Source organism: Shewanella sp. HN-41 (genome assembly GCF_000217915.1).
Taxonomy (GTDB): domain Bacteria; phylum Pseudomonadota; class Gammaproteobacteria; order Enterobacterales; family Shewanellaceae; genus Shewanella.
Genome location: NZ_AFOZ01000022.1, coordinates 83,043 through 105,134, shown reverse-complemented (window position 1 = coordinate 105,134; position 22,092 = coordinate 83,043). Strand labels below are relative to the sequence as shown.

Annotated in this window: 22 protein-coding genes; 14 read left to right on the top strand and 8 right to left on the bottom strand. The window is 40.5% G+C overall.

All coding sequences use genetic code 11. The features are described from left to right. The first annotated feature begins 136 nt into the window (after window positions 1-136). On the top strand, window positions 137-1,951 hold the full coding sequence (locus SOHN41_RS08565) for a DUF6538 domain-containing protein (RefSeq protein WP_007647813.1): 1,815 nt from the start codon (window positions 137-139) through the stop codon (window positions 1,949-1,951). Between the two features lie 258 nt (window positions 1,952-2,209). Here the strand turns inward: SOHN41_RS08565 and SOHN41_RS08560 are convergent, their stop codons facing one another. The 4 genes from SOHN41_RS08560 to SOHN41_RS19840 all read right to left on the bottom strand — a co-directional run bounded on the left by SOHN41_RS08560 (window position 2,210) and on the right by SOHN41_RS19840 (window position 9,622). Continuing rightward, window positions 2,210-6,172 (bottom strand): NACHT domain-containing protein, encoded by a 3,963-nt coding sequence (locus SOHN41_RS08560; protein ID WP_007647812.1) that lies wholly within the window; start codon window positions 6,170-6,172, stop codon window positions 2,210-2,212. A gap of 297 nt (window positions 6,173-6,469) precedes the next feature. Beyond that, on the bottom strand, window positions 6,470-8,341 hold the full coding sequence (locus SOHN41_RS08555) for a phage/plasmid primase, P4 family (RefSeq protein WP_007647811.1): 1,872 nt from the start codon (window positions 8,339-8,341) through the stop codon (window positions 6,470-6,472). Between the two features lie 59 nt (window positions 8,342-8,400). Beyond that, entirely contained in the window at window positions 8,401-9,156 is a 756-nt protein-coding gene (locus SOHN41_RS20385) for a phage / plasmid primase, P4 family (RefSeq protein WP_007647809.1), read from the bottom strand. 142 nt (window positions 9,157-9,298) lie between these two features. Beyond that, complete coding sequence (locus tag SOHN41_RS19840) at window positions 9,299-9,622, bottom strand: winged helix-turn-helix domain-containing protein (protein ID WP_007647808.1); 324 nt, start codon at window positions 9,620-9,622, stop codon at window positions 9,299-9,301. Window positions 9,623-10,174: 552 nt separating this feature from the next. On the opposite strand from SOHN41_RS19840, the gene mntA reads away from it, so the two are divergent. Both mntA and hepT read left to right on the top strand, forming a co-directional pair. Then, window positions 10,175-10,573, top strand: a complete 399-nt coding sequence (gene mntA / locus SOHN41_RS20380; RefSeq protein WP_007647804.1) for a type VII toxin-antitoxin system MntA family adenylyltransferase antitoxin — start codon at window positions 10,175-10,177, stop codon at window positions 10,571-10,573. Window positions 10,574-10,588: 15 nt separating this feature from the next. Then, window positions 10,589-11,017 (top strand): type VII toxin-antitoxin system HepT family RNase toxin, encoded by a 429-nt coding sequence (hepT, locus tag SOHN41_RS20375; protein ID WP_007647803.1) that lies wholly within the window; start codon window positions 10,589-10,591, stop codon window positions 11,015-11,017. Between the two features lie 66 nt (window positions 11,018-11,083). Here hepT and SOHN41_RS08540 read toward each other — a convergent pair whose 3' ends face one another. Next, a complete protein-coding gene (locus tag SOHN41_RS08540; RefSeq protein ID WP_007647801.1) occupies window positions 11,084-11,494 on the bottom strand; it encodes a hypothetical protein in 411 nt (136 codons plus the stop codon). Between the two features lie 156 nt (window positions 11,495-11,650). On the opposite strand from SOHN41_RS08540, the gene radC reads away from it, so the two are divergent. The 9 genes from radC to SOHN41_RS08495 all read left to right on the top strand — a co-directional run bounded on the left by radC (window position 11,651) and on the right by SOHN41_RS08495 (window position 17,684). Next, on the top strand, window positions 11,651-12,133 hold the full coding sequence (gene radC / locus SOHN41_RS08535) for a RadC family protein (RefSeq protein ID WP_037458512.1): 483 nt from the start codon (window positions 11,651-11,653) through the stop codon (window positions 12,131-12,133). Beyond that, window positions 12,130-12,567 carry a DUF2787 family protein gene (locus tag SOHN41_RS08530; protein WP_007647798.1) on the top strand — a complete coding sequence of 146 codons (438 nt, stop codon included), beginning with the start codon at window positions 12,130-12,132 and terminating at the stop codon, window positions 12,565-12,567. Before radC ends, SOHN41_RS08530 begins: the two co-directional genes overlap by 4 nt. Window positions 12,568-12,624: 57 nt before the next feature. After that, window positions 12,625-12,813 carry a hypothetical protein gene (locus SOHN41_RS08525; RefSeq protein ID WP_007647790.1) on the top strand — a complete coding sequence of 63 codons (189 nt, stop codon included), beginning with the start codon at window positions 12,625-12,627 and terminating at the stop codon, window positions 12,811-12,813. 137 nt (window positions 12,814-12,950) lie between these two features. Continuing rightward, the gene (locus tag SOHN41_RS08520; RefSeq protein ID WP_007647788.1) at window positions 12,951-13,505 is read left to right on the top strand and encodes a recombinase family protein; all 555 of its coding nucleotides are present in this window, start codon (window positions 12,951-12,953) and stop codon (window positions 13,503-13,505) included. A gap of 2 nt (window positions 13,506-13,507) precedes the next feature. Beyond that, a complete protein-coding gene (locus SOHN41_RS08515) occupies window positions 13,508-14,038 on the top strand; it encodes a hypothetical protein (protein WP_007647784.1) in 531 nt (176 codons plus the stop codon). A 48-nt stretch (window positions 14,039-14,086) separates the two neighbouring features. Next, complete coding sequence (locus tag SOHN41_RS08510; RefSeq protein ID WP_037458510.1) at window positions 14,087-14,527, top strand: hypothetical protein; 441 nt, start codon at window positions 14,087-14,089, stop codon at window positions 14,525-14,527. A 129-nt stretch (window positions 14,528-14,656) separates the two neighbouring features. Beyond that, on the top strand, window positions 14,657-15,982 hold the full coding sequence (locus SOHN41_RS08505; protein WP_007647781.1) for a hypothetical protein: 1,326 nt from the start codon (window positions 14,657-14,659) through the stop codon (window positions 15,980-15,982). 266 nt (window positions 15,983-16,248) lie between these two features. After that, the gene (locus SOHN41_RS08500; protein WP_007647779.1) at window positions 16,249-17,322 is read left to right on the top strand and encodes a type II toxin-antitoxin system RnlA family toxin; all 1,074 of its coding nucleotides are present in this window, start codon (window positions 16,249-16,251) and stop codon (window positions 17,320-17,322) included. Next, the gene (locus SOHN41_RS08495; protein WP_037458507.1) at window positions 17,319-17,684 is read left to right on the top strand and encodes a type II toxin-antitoxin system RnlB family antitoxin; all 366 of its coding nucleotides are present in this window, start codon (window positions 17,319-17,321) and stop codon (window positions 17,682-17,684) included. Before SOHN41_RS08500 ends, SOHN41_RS08495 begins: the two co-directional genes overlap by 4 nt. Before the next feature lie 555 nt (window positions 17,685-18,239). On the opposite strand, the gene SOHN41_RS08490 is transcribed toward SOHN41_RS08495, so the two are convergent. Then, the gene (locus tag SOHN41_RS08490; protein WP_007647775.1) at window positions 18,240-19,055 is read right to left on the bottom strand and encodes an SDR family NAD(P)-dependent oxidoreductase; all 816 of its coding nucleotides are present in this window, start codon (window positions 19,053-19,055) and stop codon (window positions 18,240-18,242) included. Between the two features lie 97 nt (window positions 19,056-19,152). Between SOHN41_RS08490 and SOHN41_RS08485 the strand changes: the two genes are divergently transcribed. Then, on the top strand, window positions 19,153-19,521 hold the full coding sequence (locus tag SOHN41_RS08485) for a MerR family transcriptional regulator (protein WP_007647773.1): 369 nt from the start codon (window positions 19,153-19,155) through the stop codon (window positions 19,519-19,521). 334 nt (window positions 19,522-19,855) lie between these two features. Here the strand turns inward: SOHN41_RS08485 and SOHN41_RS20225 are convergent, their stop codons facing one another. Both SOHN41_RS20225 and SOHN41_RS20220 read right to left on the bottom strand, forming a co-directional pair. Beyond that, entirely contained in the window at window positions 19,856-20,275 is a 420-nt protein-coding gene (locus SOHN41_RS20225) for a hypothetical protein (RefSeq protein WP_007647770.1), read from the bottom strand. Between the two features lie 92 nt (window positions 20,276-20,367). Beyond that, complete coding sequence (locus SOHN41_RS20220) at window positions 20,368-21,072, bottom strand: acyltransferase family protein (RefSeq protein WP_050801827.1); 705 nt, start codon at window positions 21,070-21,072, stop codon at window positions 20,368-20,370. A gap of 132 nt (window positions 21,073-21,204) precedes the next feature. Between SOHN41_RS20220 and SOHN41_RS08475 the strand changes: the two genes are divergently transcribed. Continuing rightward, window positions 21,205-22,056 (top strand): LytR/AlgR family response regulator transcription factor, encoded by an 852-nt coding sequence (locus tag SOHN41_RS08475; protein ID WP_037458505.1) that lies wholly within the window; start codon window positions 21,205-21,207, stop codon window positions 22,054-22,056. The last annotated feature ends 36 nt before the right edge of the window (window positions 22,057-22,092 follow it).

Sequence of the window (22,092 nt, the reverse complement as noted above, 5' to 3'; positions counted from 1 at the left end):
CTAAGAACCCGATCACATGGTCGGGTTTTTTCTTTTCTAACAATAACCTATTGAATTATAGTTGCTTCATCCAATGGCTTACCAACCTTTGGCACCTTAAGGTGGTACAAAAGGGTGGTACAAAACGATGGCATTTATGATTCAACCATACAGTGATCCAAAGTCTGGAATCTGGAAAATCCGCAAGGTTATTCCTAAGCATTTACGCCCTTTTCTTGATGGTAAAGTTGAGCTTAAGCGAAGCCTAGAAACTAAAGATGCCCATGTTGCCAAAACAAGGGCTGCTGGTGTGATTGCGGAGTTCGAGTCTGCGATTGCTCGTGCTCAGTCTCGTTTCGACAATCAAGAGAACGAGCAGAAAATATCTTCCGCTCAATTAGATGCTATTGTCAGTTATTGGGTGGCTCATGAACATGGACGGCTAACGCAAGCAGACATTCAAGCAAGATATTTGCTCGAGACTCCCGAAGGACTTTCAGGCATGACTGAGTGGTTCAGCGAGCCGCTAGAAGTGCTCCATGAAGCTAATGGAACAAGCCGCCAACAAACAGAAGAACAACGCTTTGTGCGGCATATGAGTGCATTCGTTGATGAAGCCCTTGAGCTTTCTCAATACTCACTCTATGACCATTCATTAAGACTATATCTCGCAATACAATTAGCAAAAGCTTGTATCAAGCTCTGTAATTCCGCTATCGATCATGAGCAACTCGATAGGCGTAAACAAGAACTCATTCGGCGGGAGCTAAATCGAGGTTTTGAGCCAACCTTACCAGATACGAATATCGAACCTACAGATCCGAGCAGTGATGCGTTACAGCAGCTTAAGGATTTAGGTTTAATAGTTACGGCTATGACCACCAGCAGTACAGCTCCAAGCAAACAAAAGGAAGCTGAATTATCCGTATCTTCTAGCGTTTCGCAGTTGATTGACTGGGTGAATAATCAGAAGAAGGCTCTGAGCTCAGAAGTTGCCTTCAGATCATGGCAAGGTGACCGCAATCGCCCTTGTGAGCGACTGATAGAGTTTTTTGCCGATAAGCCTATTGGTGAAATCCAAAAGCTAGATATGCGTAAATTCTTCAATTGGATTATTCGCTGTCCGAGTAAACCAAGCCAAGAGATACGAGCATTACCCTTCAACAAGCAAATCGATATCGCGGATAAACGAGGCTTGGCTCGTGTGAGCATCAATACTGCTGATAAGGAACTTAAGCTGGTTTCGGGGTATTTCCAACAGGCTGTCAAGTTAGACATTTTGCCGAAGAATCCTTGCCATCAAGTGTCGCCCGGTAAAGAAACGGTGAGGGTGATTAGAGATCCGGGCTACTCAAATGCCGAACTGACAAAGATTTTCTCCCTGCCACTCTTTAGGCGACGTACCAATGCTCAAAAGGCAAGATACGGTGAAGCTCCTTACTGGTTGCCTGTTATTCTGGCCTATACAGGAGCAAGGGCAGAGGAGATTGCTCAGCTTTACGTGAAAGATATCAAGCAAGATAGCGATAATAGTGAGCGATGGTATTTCCATATTCAGGAGCTACGCGATGACCAATCCGTTAAAACGGGGGAGTCTAGAAGAGTGCCAATTTGTCAGGCTCTCATTCAGTTAGGGTTACTGGATTACTTGAATACCTTGCCAGCAGATGGACGATTATTCCCAATACTCAAGGCCAACAAAAAGGCTAAGTATCACCTCGCGGTAGCACGTTATCTGAAAGACGCCTTTATGACACTCAATATTGAGCATTTTGACGCCCTAAAACCGCTACATGCATTCCGCCATCGCTTTATCACTGAAGCCAGAAAGGTCATGCGAGAGGATGTCCAAAATGCGATAACAGGGCACTCAAATGCGGGGAATACGGGGCGTAACTATGGTATCTACTCAGAACTCCATCAGGCGATTGATAGGATGCCTTCGATAGAGATTCCTAAGTGGCATGGCTAAGATTGTGGTTGCCTATATTTAACTGAGAACGGGACTATTCAAAGTTAGATTATTTATCCTAATAATTAGATCTCGAATTAAAATTTCAATTGAGTAACGTCCCGAACAGTAGGAGCAGTTTGGTTGAAATCTGCGGAGTACGAGAGTAGCCAATCAAACATATTGTGAACCGTATTGTAGTGCTCTATTGCAGTGCATTGTTATACGGTACTTTAAACTTCTTCTAACCATAAATATACGGCCAAAAGCAGACGCTCACTAGAGCCTACTTGCAAGCAATACAGCAGACTCTCTAATTTCATTATTGGTATCTTTCGTTGCAACTTCCAGCCACTTTCTTAACATGTCATTTGAAACGTAATTCGTGTGTAAAATATTAAAAGCTGTATACCTTACCTTTGAATTATCATGGTTAATCATTTCACATATAGAGTCGATCTGCTGGGGGCTAAAAAAAGTGCCATTTTTGATAGCTTTAGATAGATAATTTGGATCTATAATTTCCTCACTGGTAGCACTAATAAGTTTTTCGCGCAATATCGTATCATCGCCTATACGAGATACTAAATACTTTTCAGCAACATCCCTTACGTCTCTTCTAGGGTCTGATAAATAAACCATAAGATCATTATCAGAAGGTTTTCTCATCTTAAGAAGATTCGTGAGCAGTTCTTCTCGAGGACTGTCAGGCACTACTCCCCCTTTAGTTGGGTAAGGTTCCTCATTCTCAATCCAAAATGTGTAAGCTTCTTCTAATGTTTTGTACAAGTGATCGTAGTCGGGAGTAGCAAATTTCCTAGCTAACTTTGCTGCTTCTGTTGCAGTTATTGGTTCGGACGTAAAAAGTCCTTTAGATAATGCGACTATTATATCTTGGTCGAGAGTGATAATAGCTTTTGCTAATGGAGCATACAAAAACTCACACCCATGGATCAAATTGCCCTTCAGACGGTTCAAGATAATTGATCTAACTTCATTATTATCTAAATATGAGATCATATAAGAAGTAATTAAGAGAGTGGTTTTTTTTCCATTTGTAAGCAGCCTTTCAATAAGGCGACTTAAACCTTCACTATTATGGAGATTCACAAGCAGACTGCCTGCAAGTAGTACTATCCATTCACTACCGCAGTACATGGATTTTTCTAATTTTTCCTTATCCAAATTTAAGTGTTTTATTAAGTAAAAATCTGGTTCGATATCTATGCGAACAGTTCTATTTAGCATTGCCAGTTGAGAGTCATAACTATCACTTGATGATATTGTTTCTAACAATGAAATAGCGTCAAGGTGTAGCCCTATTTGTGAGATGCCGCTAGCTAACGATACACCTTTAAATACTTCCTGTATGGAGTCATTGAACAATTTCTCTGGCCAGTTCATAACATCAGACAGTGCAGCATCCCAATAATTTGATGCTGATAAAAATGCACTAATATTTAATAATAACTCATTATTATTCGAATTTGATTCATCAGAAAATGATGGAATTATTAACGCATTACATACTCCTTTAGCTGCTTCAATCTCTCTTGCTCTGAATTCTGGACTATTAAATCCATCTAGCAACGCCTTGTGATTAAACCTGTAAAGTTCCTCGGAAATATCGGCATGACCAGCACTCCTAAAAAAGAGGTCAAGATCCATAATAAGGCTCATACTCTGATGGTCATTATTTAATATGGTAGACGAGAAAATTTCTTTCGCCTTTAATAGGTTACAGTTATTAAATATATGCTTAACTGCACTCTTAACAAACTCATTGTTAACCATAGTTGAGTTGCTACTACCTAATACTAATGAACCTGACAGTGATGATGAAAGACTGCTTCCACGAGTTCGGTTGTAGAAGTCGATAAAGAACTCTATCAGGACTTCCGTCTCTGTATAGGTTTCTGCAATAAGGGAGAACGTGATGCATGATAACTTTGTCCAATACTGATTACTGTTAATGTACTGATTAGTATACTTTGTTACTTCCAGAGGGAAGTTATCACAAGCAATAACTAGCTTAGATGCATATTCATAGGCTTCCTTTTTATCTAATGAGACAACTCTATTTGCTGCCTCTTGGAAGACCGCGTCTCTTATGTCCTTATTGGGTGGAGACTCTGCTGACACAGTGATTTCAAGAAGCATATCGAGAGACTTCTTTTTATTCTTGTAGTGCTTACTGAGAAGGATATTGGCTATAGAATCTGTTATCCCTAGTGATCCTGCAAAAATCAAAACTTCCTCGACAGAAGGCTCATACTCCAAACTGGAAATTTCTTCAGTTAATACATCTTCTGAGAGGCTTGCAAGGTATCGACCAGCAGCATACTCCATAAAAGTTTTATGTATGAAGGTATATAAGGAACCTCTTGAATGGTGTATTTTTTCAATCATCCCTCTTTCTTCCCAATAGTTTGCACATGTTTCACATATGGAGAGTGCTCTAAGCTGAGGGCAATCGAGTTCTTTTTTAATCTTGATTGATGCATTATTAATTATCATTGCTAAACTAACTGTCGGATGCTTGACTAGCTGCCAACCAAGATAACTAAGGAAATAGTCTTGTACTGAGGGAGAGATATCTGCATCAATATTTCTGTTAGATGGAGATCCTTCAATGAGCTTAAACAAGTTCTTATAAAGCTCTGTTTTAGTTTTTCCTAAGGACACTTTTTGTGTAGCTAAACTAACCGTTAGCCCCATAAGTAAAGGGCTTCGAATAATTGCCTTGCTATATTTACTCTTCTCTAATTCAGACTTAAGGAATTTTCGCGTACTATCAAGCTTTTCTTGTTTAAATTTATATAGGTTGAATATAAGCAACTCAATATTATTTTGTGCTTCCCTCTCTTGCAACGGAAGCATTTCATAATGACGCCACTGTTTAAGAAGTGTTGTTTGATATCCAACAGGTCTAGTAGTGATTATTACTCTGATTGAAGGAAAATTAGATGTATAATTTACGATATATTGACAAAGAGATTCCTGATGGTGACCACATTCATCTAATCCATCAAACAATAGAACCCAGTCTTTAAAATTTGAATCTATAGCTTCTTTGGCTGTAATTCCAGCAGTGTCCAAGCCAAGACTAAATACACTCTCCTCGAAACCAGCTCCGGTTTGGCTCATTCTTGCTACTATCAGCGGAAGCCGAACAATAATTGAAGGGCGATTTTGACTATTGTAAGTTCGAAATAGTTTTTTAAGTAATGTTGTTTTACCCATGCCGGGACCTGCAACAATTACACAGCGACGGAAATACAAACCTATAGTTGTAGGGTTTACATCAACAGCATCACGTGATGACGATTTTTTCTCCCAGTCATGATAACTATTTAATGCACCTTCTATATCTTCGACTTCTGCGGGGTTATTCTCTTGAACAATTGTTTTAATTGGAATCCATGACTCGTCAATTAACAATGGTTGATCAATGCCAAATATCGAGAATTGGCTGTATGCAGATTTAGACCAAGTCATAACTTTGTTGATAAATGGAATCGGCGAACGATTGGAGATGTTATTCGATAGAGTTATGCTATTACTTGTTAGTATTTGGAGGAGGTCTGAGCAATCTCTCCTTCCTCTAAGTTCAATAATTCTAGTCGCATCTTCGTAAAGGCTGGACCAAGCATTTTCTGTTCCTTCACTACTTGAACATATTGTCGCTAACTTGGCTTTAGCTAGTTCAATAGAGGATCTTTCAGATATCAATGCATTTGACACCACTATCCGTATTTTTTTGCAGACATTTGCATGGGGTAGTTGATATTCATCTAATTTTGATAAAAAGTCGACAGTAATAGCTTTTAGGTTATCAGAGCGACCTTGACCAATCCTGATAATGTCTTTAGAAAGATCTGATTTAATGCTATTACTGCTCTCAGGGCAGACAACTAAAATTCCATAATCTAACTTATTTTCATTTATGGCTGTAGCGAGTTCTATCAGGGGATCCCATAGTCGTTTAGATTTGTTCAAGCCTTTTTTTACTTGAGCCTCGGCCTTCACGCCATCAGCGAATTCCAGAGCAATGTCATCTCCAGCCAGACCTGTCTCAGCTGCTAAGGCTATAGGAATATCATTAATAAGCCCATCAAGCCAATTTAGGGCTGAACCATCAAGTATATGAGAATAAACAATTGCTGATGTTGCAGCCTGAAAATTTATGCCTCCAGCTGTTGCACTTCCACCAGATACGTTTTTCTTTGCTTGTTCTGACAATGATCTTCCTTAAGATTATTTATTTTTACATTAATTACAATATGAATCGCCACCGATTCCGTTGATAGTCTGGATAATACTAAAAATTGTTCGATAAACTAAAGCAATTGTTAACTCTATTTCACTTCTGTAGCACTGGTTGGGTATTTTTGTTTTAAGGTATGAAGTGGTGCAATCAATCATTCAGTTCAGTTCAGATCAAATCTTGAATTGTAAAGTGACAAATAGCGTCCTGAGTCATGCACGATAATAAAGAGAGGCAGTAAGCCTCTCATTTCGTTTGCAATGCTCGGGCACCTAAACAATATAACCTTTAGAAGGGTCTGGCCCTAGCCCTATAGGCTCAGATATATCATCAAATACTGATTTCAAGTTAATCCCCTTAATCATGGCTTTACTATTGTGTCGGCCTTTTTCGAAACCTTTCTCCACCAGCCGTTTGGTCATGATATTGCGAGTCATTTTCCAGTCGCCATCCCGTTCTGCCCACTTCCTAAAGGTATCGTAAAGCTCATCGGTATACACAAAATCACCTTTGCTCGTACATTCCTCCAAGAACATCGCAAGTAAGTCTGACTCATGGCGATATTCCGCAATACCAGACTTAATTGAGTTAGGGATAGATGCCTTAATGCCATCCTTTAGCCACATCTGAACGCCTTCAAGTGCCCAATTGAGGATACCTGATAGCTCCGCATACAGCTTATCCATTAATTGCGGGTCCATTTGCTGCTGGCTGAAACTAGCGTTAAAGGGCAGTAAAATCATCCGTCGCCACATGCCGGTGCTGGTATCGCGAATGACGGGCTTATGGTTGCCGACCATGATGAGCTTAAACATGGGTATATATTCAAGCTCTACCTTGGCATACAACTGACGGGCAACAATCACATCATTACCTGTCATCGACTTTACTAAGTTCTCGTCCATTCGAGAACCCTCTGGCAACTCATTGGCAACCACTAGACGGCTACCATTTAGCTTGGCTAGGGATGGGTTAGGGCCTTTACCACTGTTATTCGATTGCAGTAAGACATCGCTGCTTATCTGATGGTAATAACCTCCCATTAACCGCTGAATGATATTCATAAAGGTACTCTTACCATTACAGCCATGACCGTAGAGGAAGAATAAAACTTGCTCATCAGTCCGTCCGGTTAGGATATAGCCTACCATTCGCTGCAAAAACTTAGCGTATTCGACATCGCCACAGGTGATCTCATCGATAAACTGAAGCCAACGTGGACAAGTTGCATCAGGGTAATAATTAACTCCCCCATAACGGCTGATATATATATCCTTATTTGCAGCATGGAGTGTTCTTGTAGCAAGATCGATTACACCATTGCTTACCCCCATTAGCATTTTGTCAGCATCGAACTTAGCTGCCGAAATTTGGTGACTAGATTTATAAATCTCCATCATATCGACAAGCTTTTTGCGGTTTAGCGACTGTCGACCAAATGCCAGTAACTTATCAGCTTGCTGCCGCTTCGTTTTGTCCTTAAGAGTCGCGGGATCTTCTAGCATACGATTCGCTTGGGCAATAATCATCTCACCAATACATCGAGCATATGCGAGTTCCTGCTCACCTATAGTCCCCCAACGTCGCCCATTAAACGCGAACATACTGCTGTGTTCTGGCACATAAACTAACGCACCATCTGCATATGCTGCCAGCCTATCTGCGTTACCAACGTCATTTAGCGTATCTTCATCAAATACATCATAATAGGATGAATTGAGCTGCTCTGACTCGTCAGTTTGCTGGTGGCTAGCAAGGCTTTCATCTTGCATCGGTTCTGAAGTTGTCTCTATCGACGCTTGTGCGGCTACAACACCGTATTGTTCTACCAATACCTCAATAGAAAGGGCGTTGTCTTGCCGCAAATAATCATCAATATCCTTACCTTGACCTTCTGGTAAGGTGACTTGGACAAGTGCAGGTAAACCCAGTTGAACGAGCTTCTCCCGATACTTATCACCCGCAGGGTCACTGTCGAAGAAGGTCACTACATTTCTGTCATGTAGATTTTCCTTAATCCACGCCAATTGTGCTTGGCTAATTTGTCCGTTTGTTGCGATTACCGGACCTTGCCATCCATGATCCATAAGAGCAAGTAAGTCAAATTCACCCTCAACAACAGCAACTGTACCTTGGCGGTTCATCGTATGTTGTCCATAAAACTGGATATTGTTCAGCCAAAATAGCTTCGAGAGCTGGTATGCTAATTTTTCTCAGGGTCTTTAAAGGTGAAGCGGCAAATCGCTCCCGTTTCATCATAATGAGGGAAGATATAGACGTCTTTAGGAAAGAAATCACGCGGAGTTTGTGGACTTTCCTTAACGAGCCCTGATGCGTACATTTCCTCAAGCGTGAATTCATGCTCAATTAAATAACGCCAAAGAGCCCCGCGAGAGTAACCTACATCATATTCAATCAGTATGTTTTGGCTTAGTTTCCGCTTATCCATAAGTGACTGGAGTGGTGTACTCCTATCTTCAAACATTGGCTCAACGTAATACTCCCAAGCGGCAAGGTACAGTGCTTGACGACGAGCAAATTGCTCAGACGTTAACTCTAGTGTTTCTGGCATTATCATTTTGGGTTTTGGTGAGGTGATAACAGTTACTCCTTCAAGTTCTCCCCGAAGTAACTTGTTTGCTGCATCATAAGGATTTTTTGCTAATTTCATTTTCACAATGAAATCAAATATATCTCCCCGCTGATCACAAGAAAAGCAGCAATATGTCTGTCTATCTGGATCACCATGATAAATTTTGAAGCAACCTTTATGCCCACAGAGTGGACATATATCATCCTCAAGCTGGCAATAATTGCTTTGAGTTGGCTTAATTGAATTTTCAAGCAGTAATGCGACAATTTCGGGCAAATCATACATTGATCTAACGCCCTCAAGGCCGATTTCGTCTAAGGTCGAATGATCAAAAGTGCTGTTAGTAGAAACATAAGAGGTTGTCATGTGACATTTCCTTATTAGAATGGCCACAGACTAAAATAGATATGTAATTGATTTAGTCTATTGCTTGGCCGTCGAGCCTACATTTTTGCTCTTCCCCGATAGCTCAATGTTTCCAGCAATGAGCTATCGGAGCATTTATCTCTTAGTCGAATAATCGACGATAGAGTTTAGTACCCTTCATCCCATCTAGGTTTAGTCGTGGGGTGCTGATAATCAGCCCAGATTGTTCCAAGCGGCGAATATGTCTTCTTGCTGTTCTCAATGAGTAACCGCAACGTCTTACCAAAGCACTCGCAAGACTCACTTCTCCCCCTAACAAGTAGCCATCGATAATCGGCATTCTGCTGATCTCATAAACGGTCTGCCTAAACTGATCATTGAACAGCTCAAAGGGCAGTCGATATTGAACCTGATGACTGCTAGTGGAATGGATAATGTTGTCTTCGCTGATGTCTTGGTTTCGCACTTGGCTCTCCTCTGGATGACATAATGTGTCACACCCGTATCTATAATTTAGTGTTTCTTTTGGTGAGCTAATCACCTAGATTTCCTAAGAAAATGACAAATTCGAGATAGTGGCGAATTATTGCGGATTACATTAGATATGGTATTTATTCATGAGTGGTCTGCATGTTATTCCTTTTGGGAATATCTTTGGTATCTGCATGAAACTCAGATATTTTTTCTCGTTACCACCATCGGCTTCACCATCAATTCCACTAAGCTCTATCCACTGCCAATAAATCAGCAGACTGACTAAAGTATTTCTACTTACTTTTCCTTTAGTATTTTTTATGAAATCAAATAGAAATCAGCATAATAATTCTATAAATCAATCATATGGGGCAAGATTGCTTTGTTTCGTGGGAATGGGTGTTGAGGAAAATCGGCAGAGAAATCAGTAGGGAGATTATTGAACATGGACAAAAGGTTAGGGGAGAGATGTTACTACATCTGACCTGTTCACTCCGACTCAGGATTGGTACACTTACAACAGGACTATCTAGCAGCCAACCTCATGACGATCGAACAGAGCCAGCATTTGCATCAACTAAAAGCTTTAGCAGCAAGCCATCCTGAGGTGGCGGTATTGTGGCTGTATGGTTCGCAGGCTAAAGGTAATGCTAGCGAGCATAGTGATTGGGATTTGGCTGTCGCATTTGATCCCGTAAAGGCTGAGAGTGTGCTTGATACACGTATTAGAGCTGAGCTACTTGCTATGGATTGGCAAAGGGCATTGGGGTTACCCGAAGGAAAATTGTCCGTTGTCGATATCAATCTTGCACCTATCCCTCTGGCCTTTGGTATCATTAACGCCAACAAACTTATCTTTAGTCGAGATGAAGGTCGAAGAATGCAAGAAGAGTCTCGCATTATGTCGCAAATGGAACTCGATTACTTTGCTCAGAGCCTATAAGGGAACTGCTGTCCTATGTCTGATAATGCTTATATCACATCATTGCGTGTAAGCCTTAGCCGGTATCAAGCCGAGCTTGGTGAATTGCGTCAATTAATCAGTCTGCGTCCTTTATCGAATCTTGAATATCGTGCAGCAGAGCGGACGCTACAAGTATCTATTGAAGCCTGTATTGGCATTGCGAAACATTGGGCTAAGGCTCTTGCAGGGCATAGTCCGCAGGATGCTTACCAAGCATTTGAGATCCTGTGTCAACGAGGAACACAACCAGCAGATGAGTTGGGTGGCTGGCGTAAAGTGATCGGTCTTCGTAATGCATTAGTACATGATTACCTGAATATTGACCCTGAAATAATCCGCAGTGTGATCTCTCAAGGTTATAGTGACAGATTATTTGTCTTTGCGGAGCAGGGACTTGAATGGTTATCTTTGAAAAATAGCTAATGGTCTGATTGAGTTTGACAGACTCACCTAAAGGTTAAATAGGTGAGTCTACTGGGTGATGTCTGCTTATTTGTCAGGGTAATCGCCATACCAGTACTTAACCGCAAGCCACTCCCCAAAAGTCTGAAAATGGACTAACAGCCTGACAATCCAGTGCATGAAAGGTAAATGCTCTCGCGGGTGTGTAGCGTATAGAGTACCATCCTTATTTACGAAAATGGATTCAGGGATAAAGCCTTTATCGATAAGAAATGCTTTAATCACTTCTGGATCTCTAAAGACACCGTTCCCCATTGCCACTTCCCCTTGAAGCTTCATCTCCTTTTGATTAGTGCCGCGTTTGTCAGGGACAATCTCGACCGTAAAGAAAAGGCCTTGGCACTCTTTGGCTTCTTGAACCTGATGATTTCTGGTTTCGGGGGTAAAACGGCCTTCTACAAGTAATACTGGATAAGATAGAGCTTGTTCGTTTTGCATGATTTTCTCCTGCGGTAGTTGAGTGGGGCATAATATGTCACCCCCATATTTCTATTTTAATCGGTGGGGAACCGTTTCAACTGACTTATACCGTCATTTTTCACCATGAACTAAGGCATAAGAAACCTGATGTAAATCAAATACACAGGAGAGAATATGTCTATTTATACATTCAAGAATCAACAGCACGATAACGCTCAAGACTCAGTTATTCGGGAGGCAATAGCTATCTTGGAAACTCGCTATATCCCCGGTGTTAATCATGAGGTATTTACTTCGCCACAAATTGTTAAGGACTACCTTAGGCTAAGGATGGCTGCCTATGAACGGGAGGTCTTTGCAGTACTATTGCTTGATAGTCAGCACCGTTTGATAGCCTATGAAGAACTGTTCTTTGGCACAATTGATGCCGCCTCAGTTTATCCACGAGAGGTGGTAAAATTGGTCCTTCATAGAAACGCCGCTGCCGCGATATTTGCCCATAACCATCCCTCTGGCATACCTGAACCATCACAGGCCGATAAACGCATTACAGAGCGTTTAAAAACAGCATTAGCAACTATTGATGTAGCAGCCTTAGATCATTTTGTGATTGGTCACCATGAAGTTGTGTCTTTTGCTGAGAGGGGCTGGATATGACCCCAACAATTCAGATTGACCTCAAAGCCGCGAGAAGCTTATTGCCGATGACGCTAAGCCTAACGCAAATCATTCGGCGGTTGCTGCTCAAGAATCTGCCGCCCATTGTGAGCAATGGTGTGACGATTAACTTTCGTGACCCAAGCTACTCTGCCGATGCTGGTGGCTTTCACCCAGTCGAAATCCGCTTGGAATACTCACTGGCCACCAGCATGTGGCAAGTTTGCTATATCACCGACTTTGCTTACCAAGGACGCTACTTCCCTGAACTCGAAAAGGATATCGACTTCAACTTTTCAGAGGGTTCAGGGTATCAGGCTTATGTTGGATTTCACCCGCTAAGCCATTTCAGTGGTCTTTATCGGTTATGGGAAGCCAACTTCAGAAGTTATGTGGTTGATGATCTCTATCAGATAACCATCAGTTGGGACTAATCCACCAACACCATTCCATTCAGCACTAACCAGAAAATCACTACATGGGTTCATGTGGTGGGCTTTCGGCTGCCTGAATGCCAGCCATACAGGAGAAACATCATTAGCGAGTTACTCAAGAAGGTCGCTAAAGCTGCACTACTGACCATAGTGCCGATCCTCATCCAAGCCTTTGTCGAGCGGTATTTAGCAGACGAAGAACGATGGGAAAACGAGGGAAGTGACTCAGATCAAGAAGCTGAGTAACTCCTTGTATTAATAACCAATAAACCAAGCCCATGTGACACGTTGAGGATTGACTCATAAACCATGTCACATGGGTTGTTTTCGACCTTTTGAAGGGCTTGGTCAGTATACCTTGCTCTATTGAACAGGAGTCATACATGGCAGAAATCGGATATGCCCGAGTCTCGACCACGGGACAAAGCCTTGATGCCCAGCTAAAGGCATTGATGAGCTGCGACAAAGTGTTCCAAGAAAAGGTAAGTGGTGCAAAGGATGACCGTCCACAACTGCAACTCATGCTCGAGTTTGTCAGAGAGGGTGACATTGTGATTGTCACTAAGCTAGACAGGCTTGCTCGTAACACTCGTCACTTGTTGGAGATAGCTGAGTTCTTGGCCAAGAAACAGGTTTCACTACAAATCCAGAATCTAGGCATAGATACAGCAACCCCAACAGGCAAGCTCATGCTGACGATGGTTGGTGCCATCGCGACATTTGAGCGAGAGCTGATGCTAGAGCGGCAAGCGGAAGGGATAGCTCTCGCAAAACAGCGGGGAAAATATAAAGGACGTAAACCCACGGCAATCACTAAGGCGAAAGAAGCTGCCCCATTGCTTGCGGAAGGTTTGCCTAAGCCAGAAGTGGCTAAGAGGTTGAATATCAGCTTGTCCAGCGTTCAACGAATAGCAAAACAATTAACATCTAAGGATTAGTTATGAATAAGAAACAGAAAAACCGCTTAGAGATGTACTTTGTAATATTGATAGCCCTAACAATCTTGAGTGCCTTATCACTGGTTGCTCTTGAGGATTCGATTGGCGGCTCTTTGGACTATTTCATCCTCAAGATGTCACTAACACTCCAAGGGACTATCTCCGTTGTGGTGATGGGTGTGGGCTATATCGGGATGTGGTATCTCTCGGAGAGATTGGATTGGTTGAAGGAGGATGCCCAACAAGCACCATCAGATACAGAGACTAACTATCGAGAGAAAAAACTGTTCATCAAAACGGGGATTGGTGGTGCCGCATATCTGTTGATTTATGGTGTCATTTTAATGTTGTCGATTCTGAGTTATCACGATGGAAATATCTTCAAAATTGCTACTTCAGGAGCGGGGTTGGCGGGGTTCTTACTCTGCCTTCTTTCAGGAATAGCAATTTGGCAGCTTCAGCTAAGGTTAGAGTGGATGGCAGAAGAGCAGGGGAAAACCGAACAATCAGATAGCAACACTCTAAGTAACTAATCGACAAGGCCATCAGATTCTATTGATGGCTTTTTTTTGGGAGAAAATATGCGTAACCCAAGGGATGTTGTTATCTTTATACTCCTTATTGGAACAGCGTTTTCATTTCCTGTAAGGGCAGGAATTGAAGATATGGCAAGCAATCTGCAAACACTCTATATGTGGGAAAAAATTGCTTCTGTATGTAAAACCAAGGCACCAACGGAACTCAAGCAAGAATGGGCTTTAATTGAAATGACTGTCTATGTTGAGACTTCATTATGGGAGAGTAATATAGGTGCAGTATTACGCTCAGTTGGTCGAACTGAACCACAGATTAGTCCTGTTTTTGACTCTCTAAAGTCAAACGGTGAGGTACTGGCAAGAGGTGCATTGGGCAGCATGTCTTGTAATGCCGTTGATAAAGACCGAGCGGTTAGGGTAATGGTATCAGACCCTGCATTTAATGATGCGAGGGAATTCGTCTTGAGCAAACATCAATCACGTTGAGATGAAAATGTTAGAGTGCCACAAGCTCATTCTAGTTAAGTGATCAAGAGCAAATAACTATAAGAATAGATTGTGTTTTATTTACTCACATCACAAAATGTGAACAAATTTCATTTATAGGAATATTGGATGGATAGAGCTTATAACAAAGTAACTAATGAAATCTTGTATGCACATCAGGTGAAGAATCAGGGAGATGAATACGTTGCTAAGCATAAAAACAATTTTGAATGCCCTAATCTACGTTGTAATGGTACAGCGGAACCGATAGCTTGTTTCTCAAAGCGTCAAATTAGTCCATCCCAATTCCAGCCCTATAAACAGCTTGCACATTTTAGAATCAAGAACCATATCCCTAATTGTATTTTTAGTGAAGAATATGGAGGAAAAGGGGGAACAGATGCAAATGGTAACTATTCGTGGGTTTTACCATATGTTACAGAAATTAATTTGCCTAGTAGCAATGAACAAAAGCTTGATAAGTTAGTTGAAAAAACACCTAACTTAGCTACAGCGGCTAAAGCGAGTAAGGTAACTCGTCATACTAATGGTGCAGCTAATGAACGGAAGGTACAAAGATCCTCTAGTATCTCCGCCGCGGTTTTTTATTATATCCAATCTCCTGAGCAAGCCAAGAATAAAAACTTAAAAATTCTCGGATATACAAGAACATACCAGCACTATTTTCAAGAGATTGGAGGATTCAAAAATTCTAGGTATATAGATAATCATATTTTCTATAAACCGCTTAAATTTACCCATAAACCAGTAGTTATTGATGACATAATTGTTGTGACACTTTACCAAATAGATCCTCGTTCAGGAAAACTGTTTGAATTACACTTGAATACTGCTAATTGGACTTCAAGGGATAAAGAAGCATGTTTATTTGAGCTGGAAATGGCTATTAATGCAGCAAAAAATAAGTCAGAGTTTACTACTGTATTTTTTGTTGGCCACCAGGACCGAACTCAAAATCACGTTTTTCACTGTAATTATTCTGAGTTTTTCTGCGTCTATGTTGGTGAAAAATTTTCACTTCCAAACAATCACAGAGGAATGATGAAAATTCAACAACAAGTGGATTTTAAGAGTGAATTTATTGTCGAACAAACAGTGGAAGAGCCTTCACTTCAGTCTAAAAATTTTCAGACGACATTTATCAATTCAGCGGTTTCCGACCCTAAACTGTATGTTGAAACTACTGTGCGAGCAACAAATACTCATTCTACAGCTGATACAGATAAAAACTTAAATACTTCCGCTGCTGATAAACCAACATCAAAAATACTCAAGGAAAATCAAGAGAAACCTGCTTTTACCAGTAGAGTGGGAGACCAAACAATGCAGAGAAAGGTGTATAGAGTGGATCAACAAACTCAGAGCCAAAAACCAATCAAACATGGTGTTCTATCAACGATCAAAACTAAGCTGAAATATATTTTGGGCTTATGATTTATAGGGTATGTTAGAAGGTGATGTGATTCGAGGGTTCACTTTTTTCCGTCTCCAATCAATTCAAGCCACACACAGTTCTTTGATTCTTTAAGATGGCGTGAAATAATCAATTACTATTTTATGCTTCTAGAATTAACTATCTGTAATGAATGAAGTTGTTACTCTTGAACCGAGTCTAGAAAATCAGTGGCGATTCAGTATGTTGTGATGATTAAAATTTTATGTACGATACGGTTTGTTGCAGTTTTTAGAAGGGATGCTTAATGGAAGGTAGAGAATATAGAAATCTGAACTTAAATCGTTCATCAATTGAACAGTTATCTCGTGACTTTATCGAGGCCAACAATTTTGGGCTTGCCAATATTAGTCCAATGCCCGGCGCTCAGAATGGAATTAGAGTGGTTTTCACACAAGCAGGGCAACAACCTGCGACTGTGGATATTTATTATAATCAAGATGGTACTTCATCCATTAGATGGCAAACTGGGAAAAATCATCCCCTTAGTGAGCTTCTAGCTGATCATCTATTTGATACACTTAATCCCTCTGAGTTTGAAAACGTTAACATGGTTATACAGGGTATAGTGAAAGATCAACTTGATGCCGTCTTGGAGCTAACTAGTGAACAAGCTAATCTGGAGATAAAGGTTCATTCTAAAACTCCTAGTACAATTGTATGGAAAATCGTCTCTACGGAGTTTCAAGATGAACTCACAATAAGTTTTCATGTCAATACATTCAATTTACAAATTCAAGGAAGACCACTTTCATGCTATCGAGTATTTATCTTTAATCTTACTTCATTACTTGACCTAAATGGATTGGAGAAAGTGTTGCTTCGACAAGATGACAGCAGAGCTGAAATTGTTCAGCAAGATGTCGCTAGGGAGTGGTTAAAAGGAACTTTTGGCGAATCTTACAATCAATTACCTATGCTTGTTGAAAAATTGCTCACATCCGGGCTATGTGTTAAACTCGCGGCCCCAAAATTACCTGACTACAGCATGCTAATTTATCCTGAGCTGAGGGCTCTTGAGGGCATCCTCAAAGAGCAACTCAGTACATTAGGGATTGTTGTAGATAGAGATTTCGGTGGTATTTTCACCAAAAATAAAGGCCGCTATGGGTTTGATCTAGTGCATGCTGGAAAGTATCCACCAGAAGTAGAAGATATTGTTTGCGAAGCCTATGATTTTTATAGGAAGGAACGTCATGGCTTATTCCATATGGAAACTGCTGTTAACACCAGCAGAGCTCTCGGTACACTCCCTATTTTGATGGAAAAATCGAAAATTGCATGGGAACACATGAAAAAGTTATATAGTTTTAAAAAATGATAGATATTAGAAAGTTAGATAAAAATTCAAATTCGATGGCTATCGTAACTGCGATAAGCCACGAGAGCCCTTTATCCTCTATTTCTAGCATAGAGCATGAGTTGGTGTCTGCTTTCGGTGATTATTTTTCAGGAGAGGTTTTGTTTGATTTGGCTTGCTCAAATGGTCTGGAGTGGAATCGATTTGTAGCTGTCAAAATCATGGATGGGTCTTTAAAACTTAATTCTGCTCGAGTTGTTGAGACAAACGAGTTATCTAAAGAGCTGCTGAGTCAGCAAGCTGTATTCTTCAAGGCAAATGCAGAATCGATGAATGATTCGGTACTTACCGAGGAACAAATTCTAAGTGTTCAGCAAGACTGAGTCATTCTCCTAAGGAATTCATGAGGAGTATCATCGTATTGGAACACGATGTTTTTCTAAGTTATTTAAGTGAACCTGTCGAAAACCCCAAGTTGATTTTTCATATCCGAGACATAGAGATTAGTAAATAACTTATAGTCTTTATTGTATGGCAATAGACAAATTGCCAGTTAGGTAATACCTTTAAATTTGTAAACAAAATTGAAGGAGCCGATATGATAGGTGGTCTCCTCAGTTATTTTAAATGGTACAAAAAGCTGGTACAATCTAAAAAAATCAAGGTGCATAACACTATGATTTTATAGGGTTTGTTATAAAATGGTGTGATTCGAGGGTTCGACTCCCTCTCTCACCGCCACATTTTAAGAAGCCGCAATTACTTATATATCAAGTAATTGCGGCTTTTTGCTTTTGCTGAGTAACGCTGATGTACCAATGAGGTGTACTGTAGTGGCCAACAAGTGTTAGCCACAATTGTCGACTCTTGAAATGAGTTTAAAGATAAGGTCTGTTTTCCAGAATTAAGGTGTTGTTAAAAAGCGACATCGCAGATGTTTATAATTTTAAGCCCTTATTTGAATAGGCATTTGGTCTCAGCATTTTCTCTGCGATAATTAATAAACGCCTGCGTGTTACAAATCTTTGCAGCTGTCCTAATAGCCAGTTATTGCAGCCGGTGATGATGTAATTGCGATTTTTATCTAGGGCATTGAGTGCAATAATGGCCACGGCATCAGCCGACATTCTTTTACCAACAGACGCCTCTTTAGCATTAACCACGTCGAAAAATGCCGTTTCCGTTGATCCGGGACAGAGTGCCAATACACGCACTCCGCGCTGTCTATTTTCAGCCCATAGTGCTTCGGAGAAGGCGAGGAGAAAGGCTTTAGTCGCACCATATATTGCCATATATGGATCTGGTTGCATCCCAGCTGTTGAAGCTACATTTATCACTGCACCGTTGCCGCGCTTGAGCATCGCAGGGAGTAGCGCATGCGTGAGTTCTATCGGCGCTAGACAGTTTATGTAAACCTCTTCTTTTTGTCGCATGAGTGGAATCTCATCGAAGACACCATAGGTGGCAAACCCAGCGTTGTTAATTAATAAATCAGGTGAAAGTGTCGCTTCATTAAGCTTTGCTACAATCTTTTTGCACGCGTCAGGTTCTCCTAAATCCTGAATGATGATCATTGTCATGATACTGTGTTTTTTTGTTAGCCTGTCAGCTAATGCTTCAAGTTTGGCCTGCGAGCGTGCGACTAAAATAAGTGATACGCCGCGAGCAGCAAGGTGCTCGGCAAAGGTGAGTCCTATTCCCGATGAAGCTCCCGTGATCAGGGCTATTTTTCCAGTATAGTCAAAAGGTTTCATGCTTGTTTATCCTCTTTGGTATTATGCTTACAACAGGATAAACTGATGACTTAGGTCCACAGTCAAGAGGTTTTGATTCTACTTTTGAGAGGTTGAGATGCAAATTGGTGAATTATGTGCAAAAGCCGGATTACCTAAGGACACTGTGCGTTACTACGAACGTCAAGGTTTGCTTGATAAGATTCCGCAGCCTAATCTTAGCAATAACTATAAAGTTTATTCCGCAGTCGATTTGCAGCGATTGAAGATGATCAAGCATGCCAAAATGCTTGGTTTTACGCTTAGTGAAATCGCAGATGTCTTAACTGTGTGGATTGAGGACGAATTCAGTGTTGAACAAAAACGTGCATGTCTTGAGCGAAAATTAATACAAATTGAAGAAAAAGAGTTGGCGTTGAAGGAGCTGCGGGCTGGCATTAACAATGCACTCTTTAAAGTTGGTCTCCCGTGTGACGATGCTTTTTAAATGTGTGGCACATTACTCGCTGGTCCTCTACACGTTTGGATTAATGAATATCTTTGGCGATGCAGTTTGTGTAACCAAATTGCACCAGATAAAACCTGAATCAGCAACAACTGCGAAAGAATGTGGCTTCAAAGCCTTCGAAATGATCATAAGCCAATCAATTGTTTATGTAAGATCGTTAATTGAGCCTATATGTATTGCAAGGACTATTGCAGGGAAATATAGGCTTAGATAATAATCAGGCAAAATTAGTGTGAAGTGTTGATTAACCTCCTGGTTTTAAATTAAATTTAATATTGGTGGATTTTATTTTACAAGTTATAGAGGTAGATTATTAGTGCTTACTCATCGCTAACTCTTTTTTATTGAAGTTCAGTGGGAAACTTGTTTTTAATCCAAATAACCAACGCAGTAATGAAAATTGTCGCAAAGCTTCATAGCAAATTAGGCAGCCGATAGTTGTTAGGGTTATTAATAATAGCGCTTCAATCACGGGATGGATATGTAAAGTTTGTAATTGCATGGCAATGATGATAATCAGTGTTTGATGTAAAATATACCAAGGTAAGATAGCTTTATTCGCATATTTTAGAAAGTCGTTAGAAAAGTTAAGGTAACGGCCTGCATAGCCAACTAATGCAAAAATCCATGCCCAATGATTAGTGTTCAATAAAATGCCATGAGTCAATTTAATCACAAATAGACTATTAAGTTCATCACCAATATTCAGAAAATCATGGCGGTCGAATAACAACCAGACATATCCTATTGCGGCTAAAAATAATAAACTGCGGCGGCGCGCAATGAGTTGTTGCCAGATATTGGTTAAAAAGGGAAAGAGTACGCCTACACTGAATACAAAAAATACTTAGCATGATTGTACCAGTCATCAACCAATGCATTGGTAATCGGAAATGACTCACGCAGATGCGCCCAGATGAATGCCATCGACAGGATTATTAACCCCATGAACCACCATAATGAGAGACCGCGAGTTTGAAGACCTTTACCGACGAAAGAGTACAGTGGGAATAATATTAACACTAGCAAGCTGTAAATAAATAAGTAAGGCAGAAACCATAAGTGGTTCCATGTAAGTAAACCGATAGCTGATTGTTTAAAGGGAGCAAGGGTCGTATTAACATTCCAGTATTCCTGTAAAAATGCCCAATAGTTCATTGTTAGGCCATGTTGCTGCAGTTCATAAAATAGCTGTGGCGGCACAATGAAGCACATTGAAAAAATAAGTGGTACTATCAAGCGATTTAAGCGTAATCCAGCTAAATGTTTGCGACTTAACCTACTCTGCAACACTACAAGCGATAATGCTATCCCCGAGATAAAAAATAACAATGACATTCGCCATTGGTTGGTAAGTATCATAAAATCCTGTAGTAATATACTCTGATTGTTGCTCTTTACGTGCCAACCCCAGTCCGCAACATAGTACATGCCAACATGATATAGAATTAATAAACCAAAAGCTAAGGTACGAAGCCAGTCAATATCATGGCGGCGAATATGATTTACTGGGGTAATTACTTGAGTCATAGCCATCTCTGTTGTTAAATACTTGGATTTAATGATGGGTGTAGTTTGATGCTTTGTTTTCCTTTACTACAGTTGTAAATGCCTAGAGGACTGGCTTCTGGGATAAGAGGCGGATTAACGGGATGGCTAATAGTGACTTTATTTGAAAAATTCGAGAAACATAAGACGACATACATCTATCTGTTGATTGCTGGTTACCTTCTTATCAATAACAGCATAAACGCGACATCTAACTGGATGGAGACAACTCGGGATGGTAGCCCCAGTTTTTCCATGTGGGAGCCATTCTCATGGGAGTATTCCAGCGCGATTAGCACCTTCCTATTGCTACCTGTCTTATTCTTTGTGTGGCCAAAAATACCTTTACGACTTACGTCTGTTACTCAACAATTAGTTAAACACTTTGCTATTTCGCTGGTTTTTTCTGCTGCCCATGTATTTTTAATGGTTTGGTTACGTAAAGGTATATATTGGCTGGCAGGGGACTCTTATCATTTTGGCCCAGTGATGCGAGAATTTTTTTACGAGTATCGTAAAGATTTATGGGGGTATGTATTTTTTTTCGCTCTTTATCACTTGTGTATATTTGTCTATCGAAGACTAAAAGGTGAAGCTAATCTAATTGAAAATGAGCCTGCGGAGCATAAAGCAACACCCATACCTGACTATTTGTTGGTGAAAAAACTGGATCGAGAGTTTCTAGTTAAAGTAGCAGATATTGAATGGATGGAATCATCGGGTAATTATGTTAATTTGTACAGCGGTGGTAGGATATATCCTTTACGTTCGACACTTGTAGATCTTATTGGACGTCTTCGTAGTAAAGGCTTTAGTCGTATTCATCGCAGTTTTGCCGTAAATCACAATGCCATCGAACATATAGCTTATTTACCTAGTGGTGATGGTGAAATTCAATTAAAAAGTGGGCGAAAACTAAATTTATCTAGACGTTATAAAGAAGAGTTTAAATCAAATTTAGTTTAGTAAGATTAAATATAATTAAGGCGGTTCAGTATTACG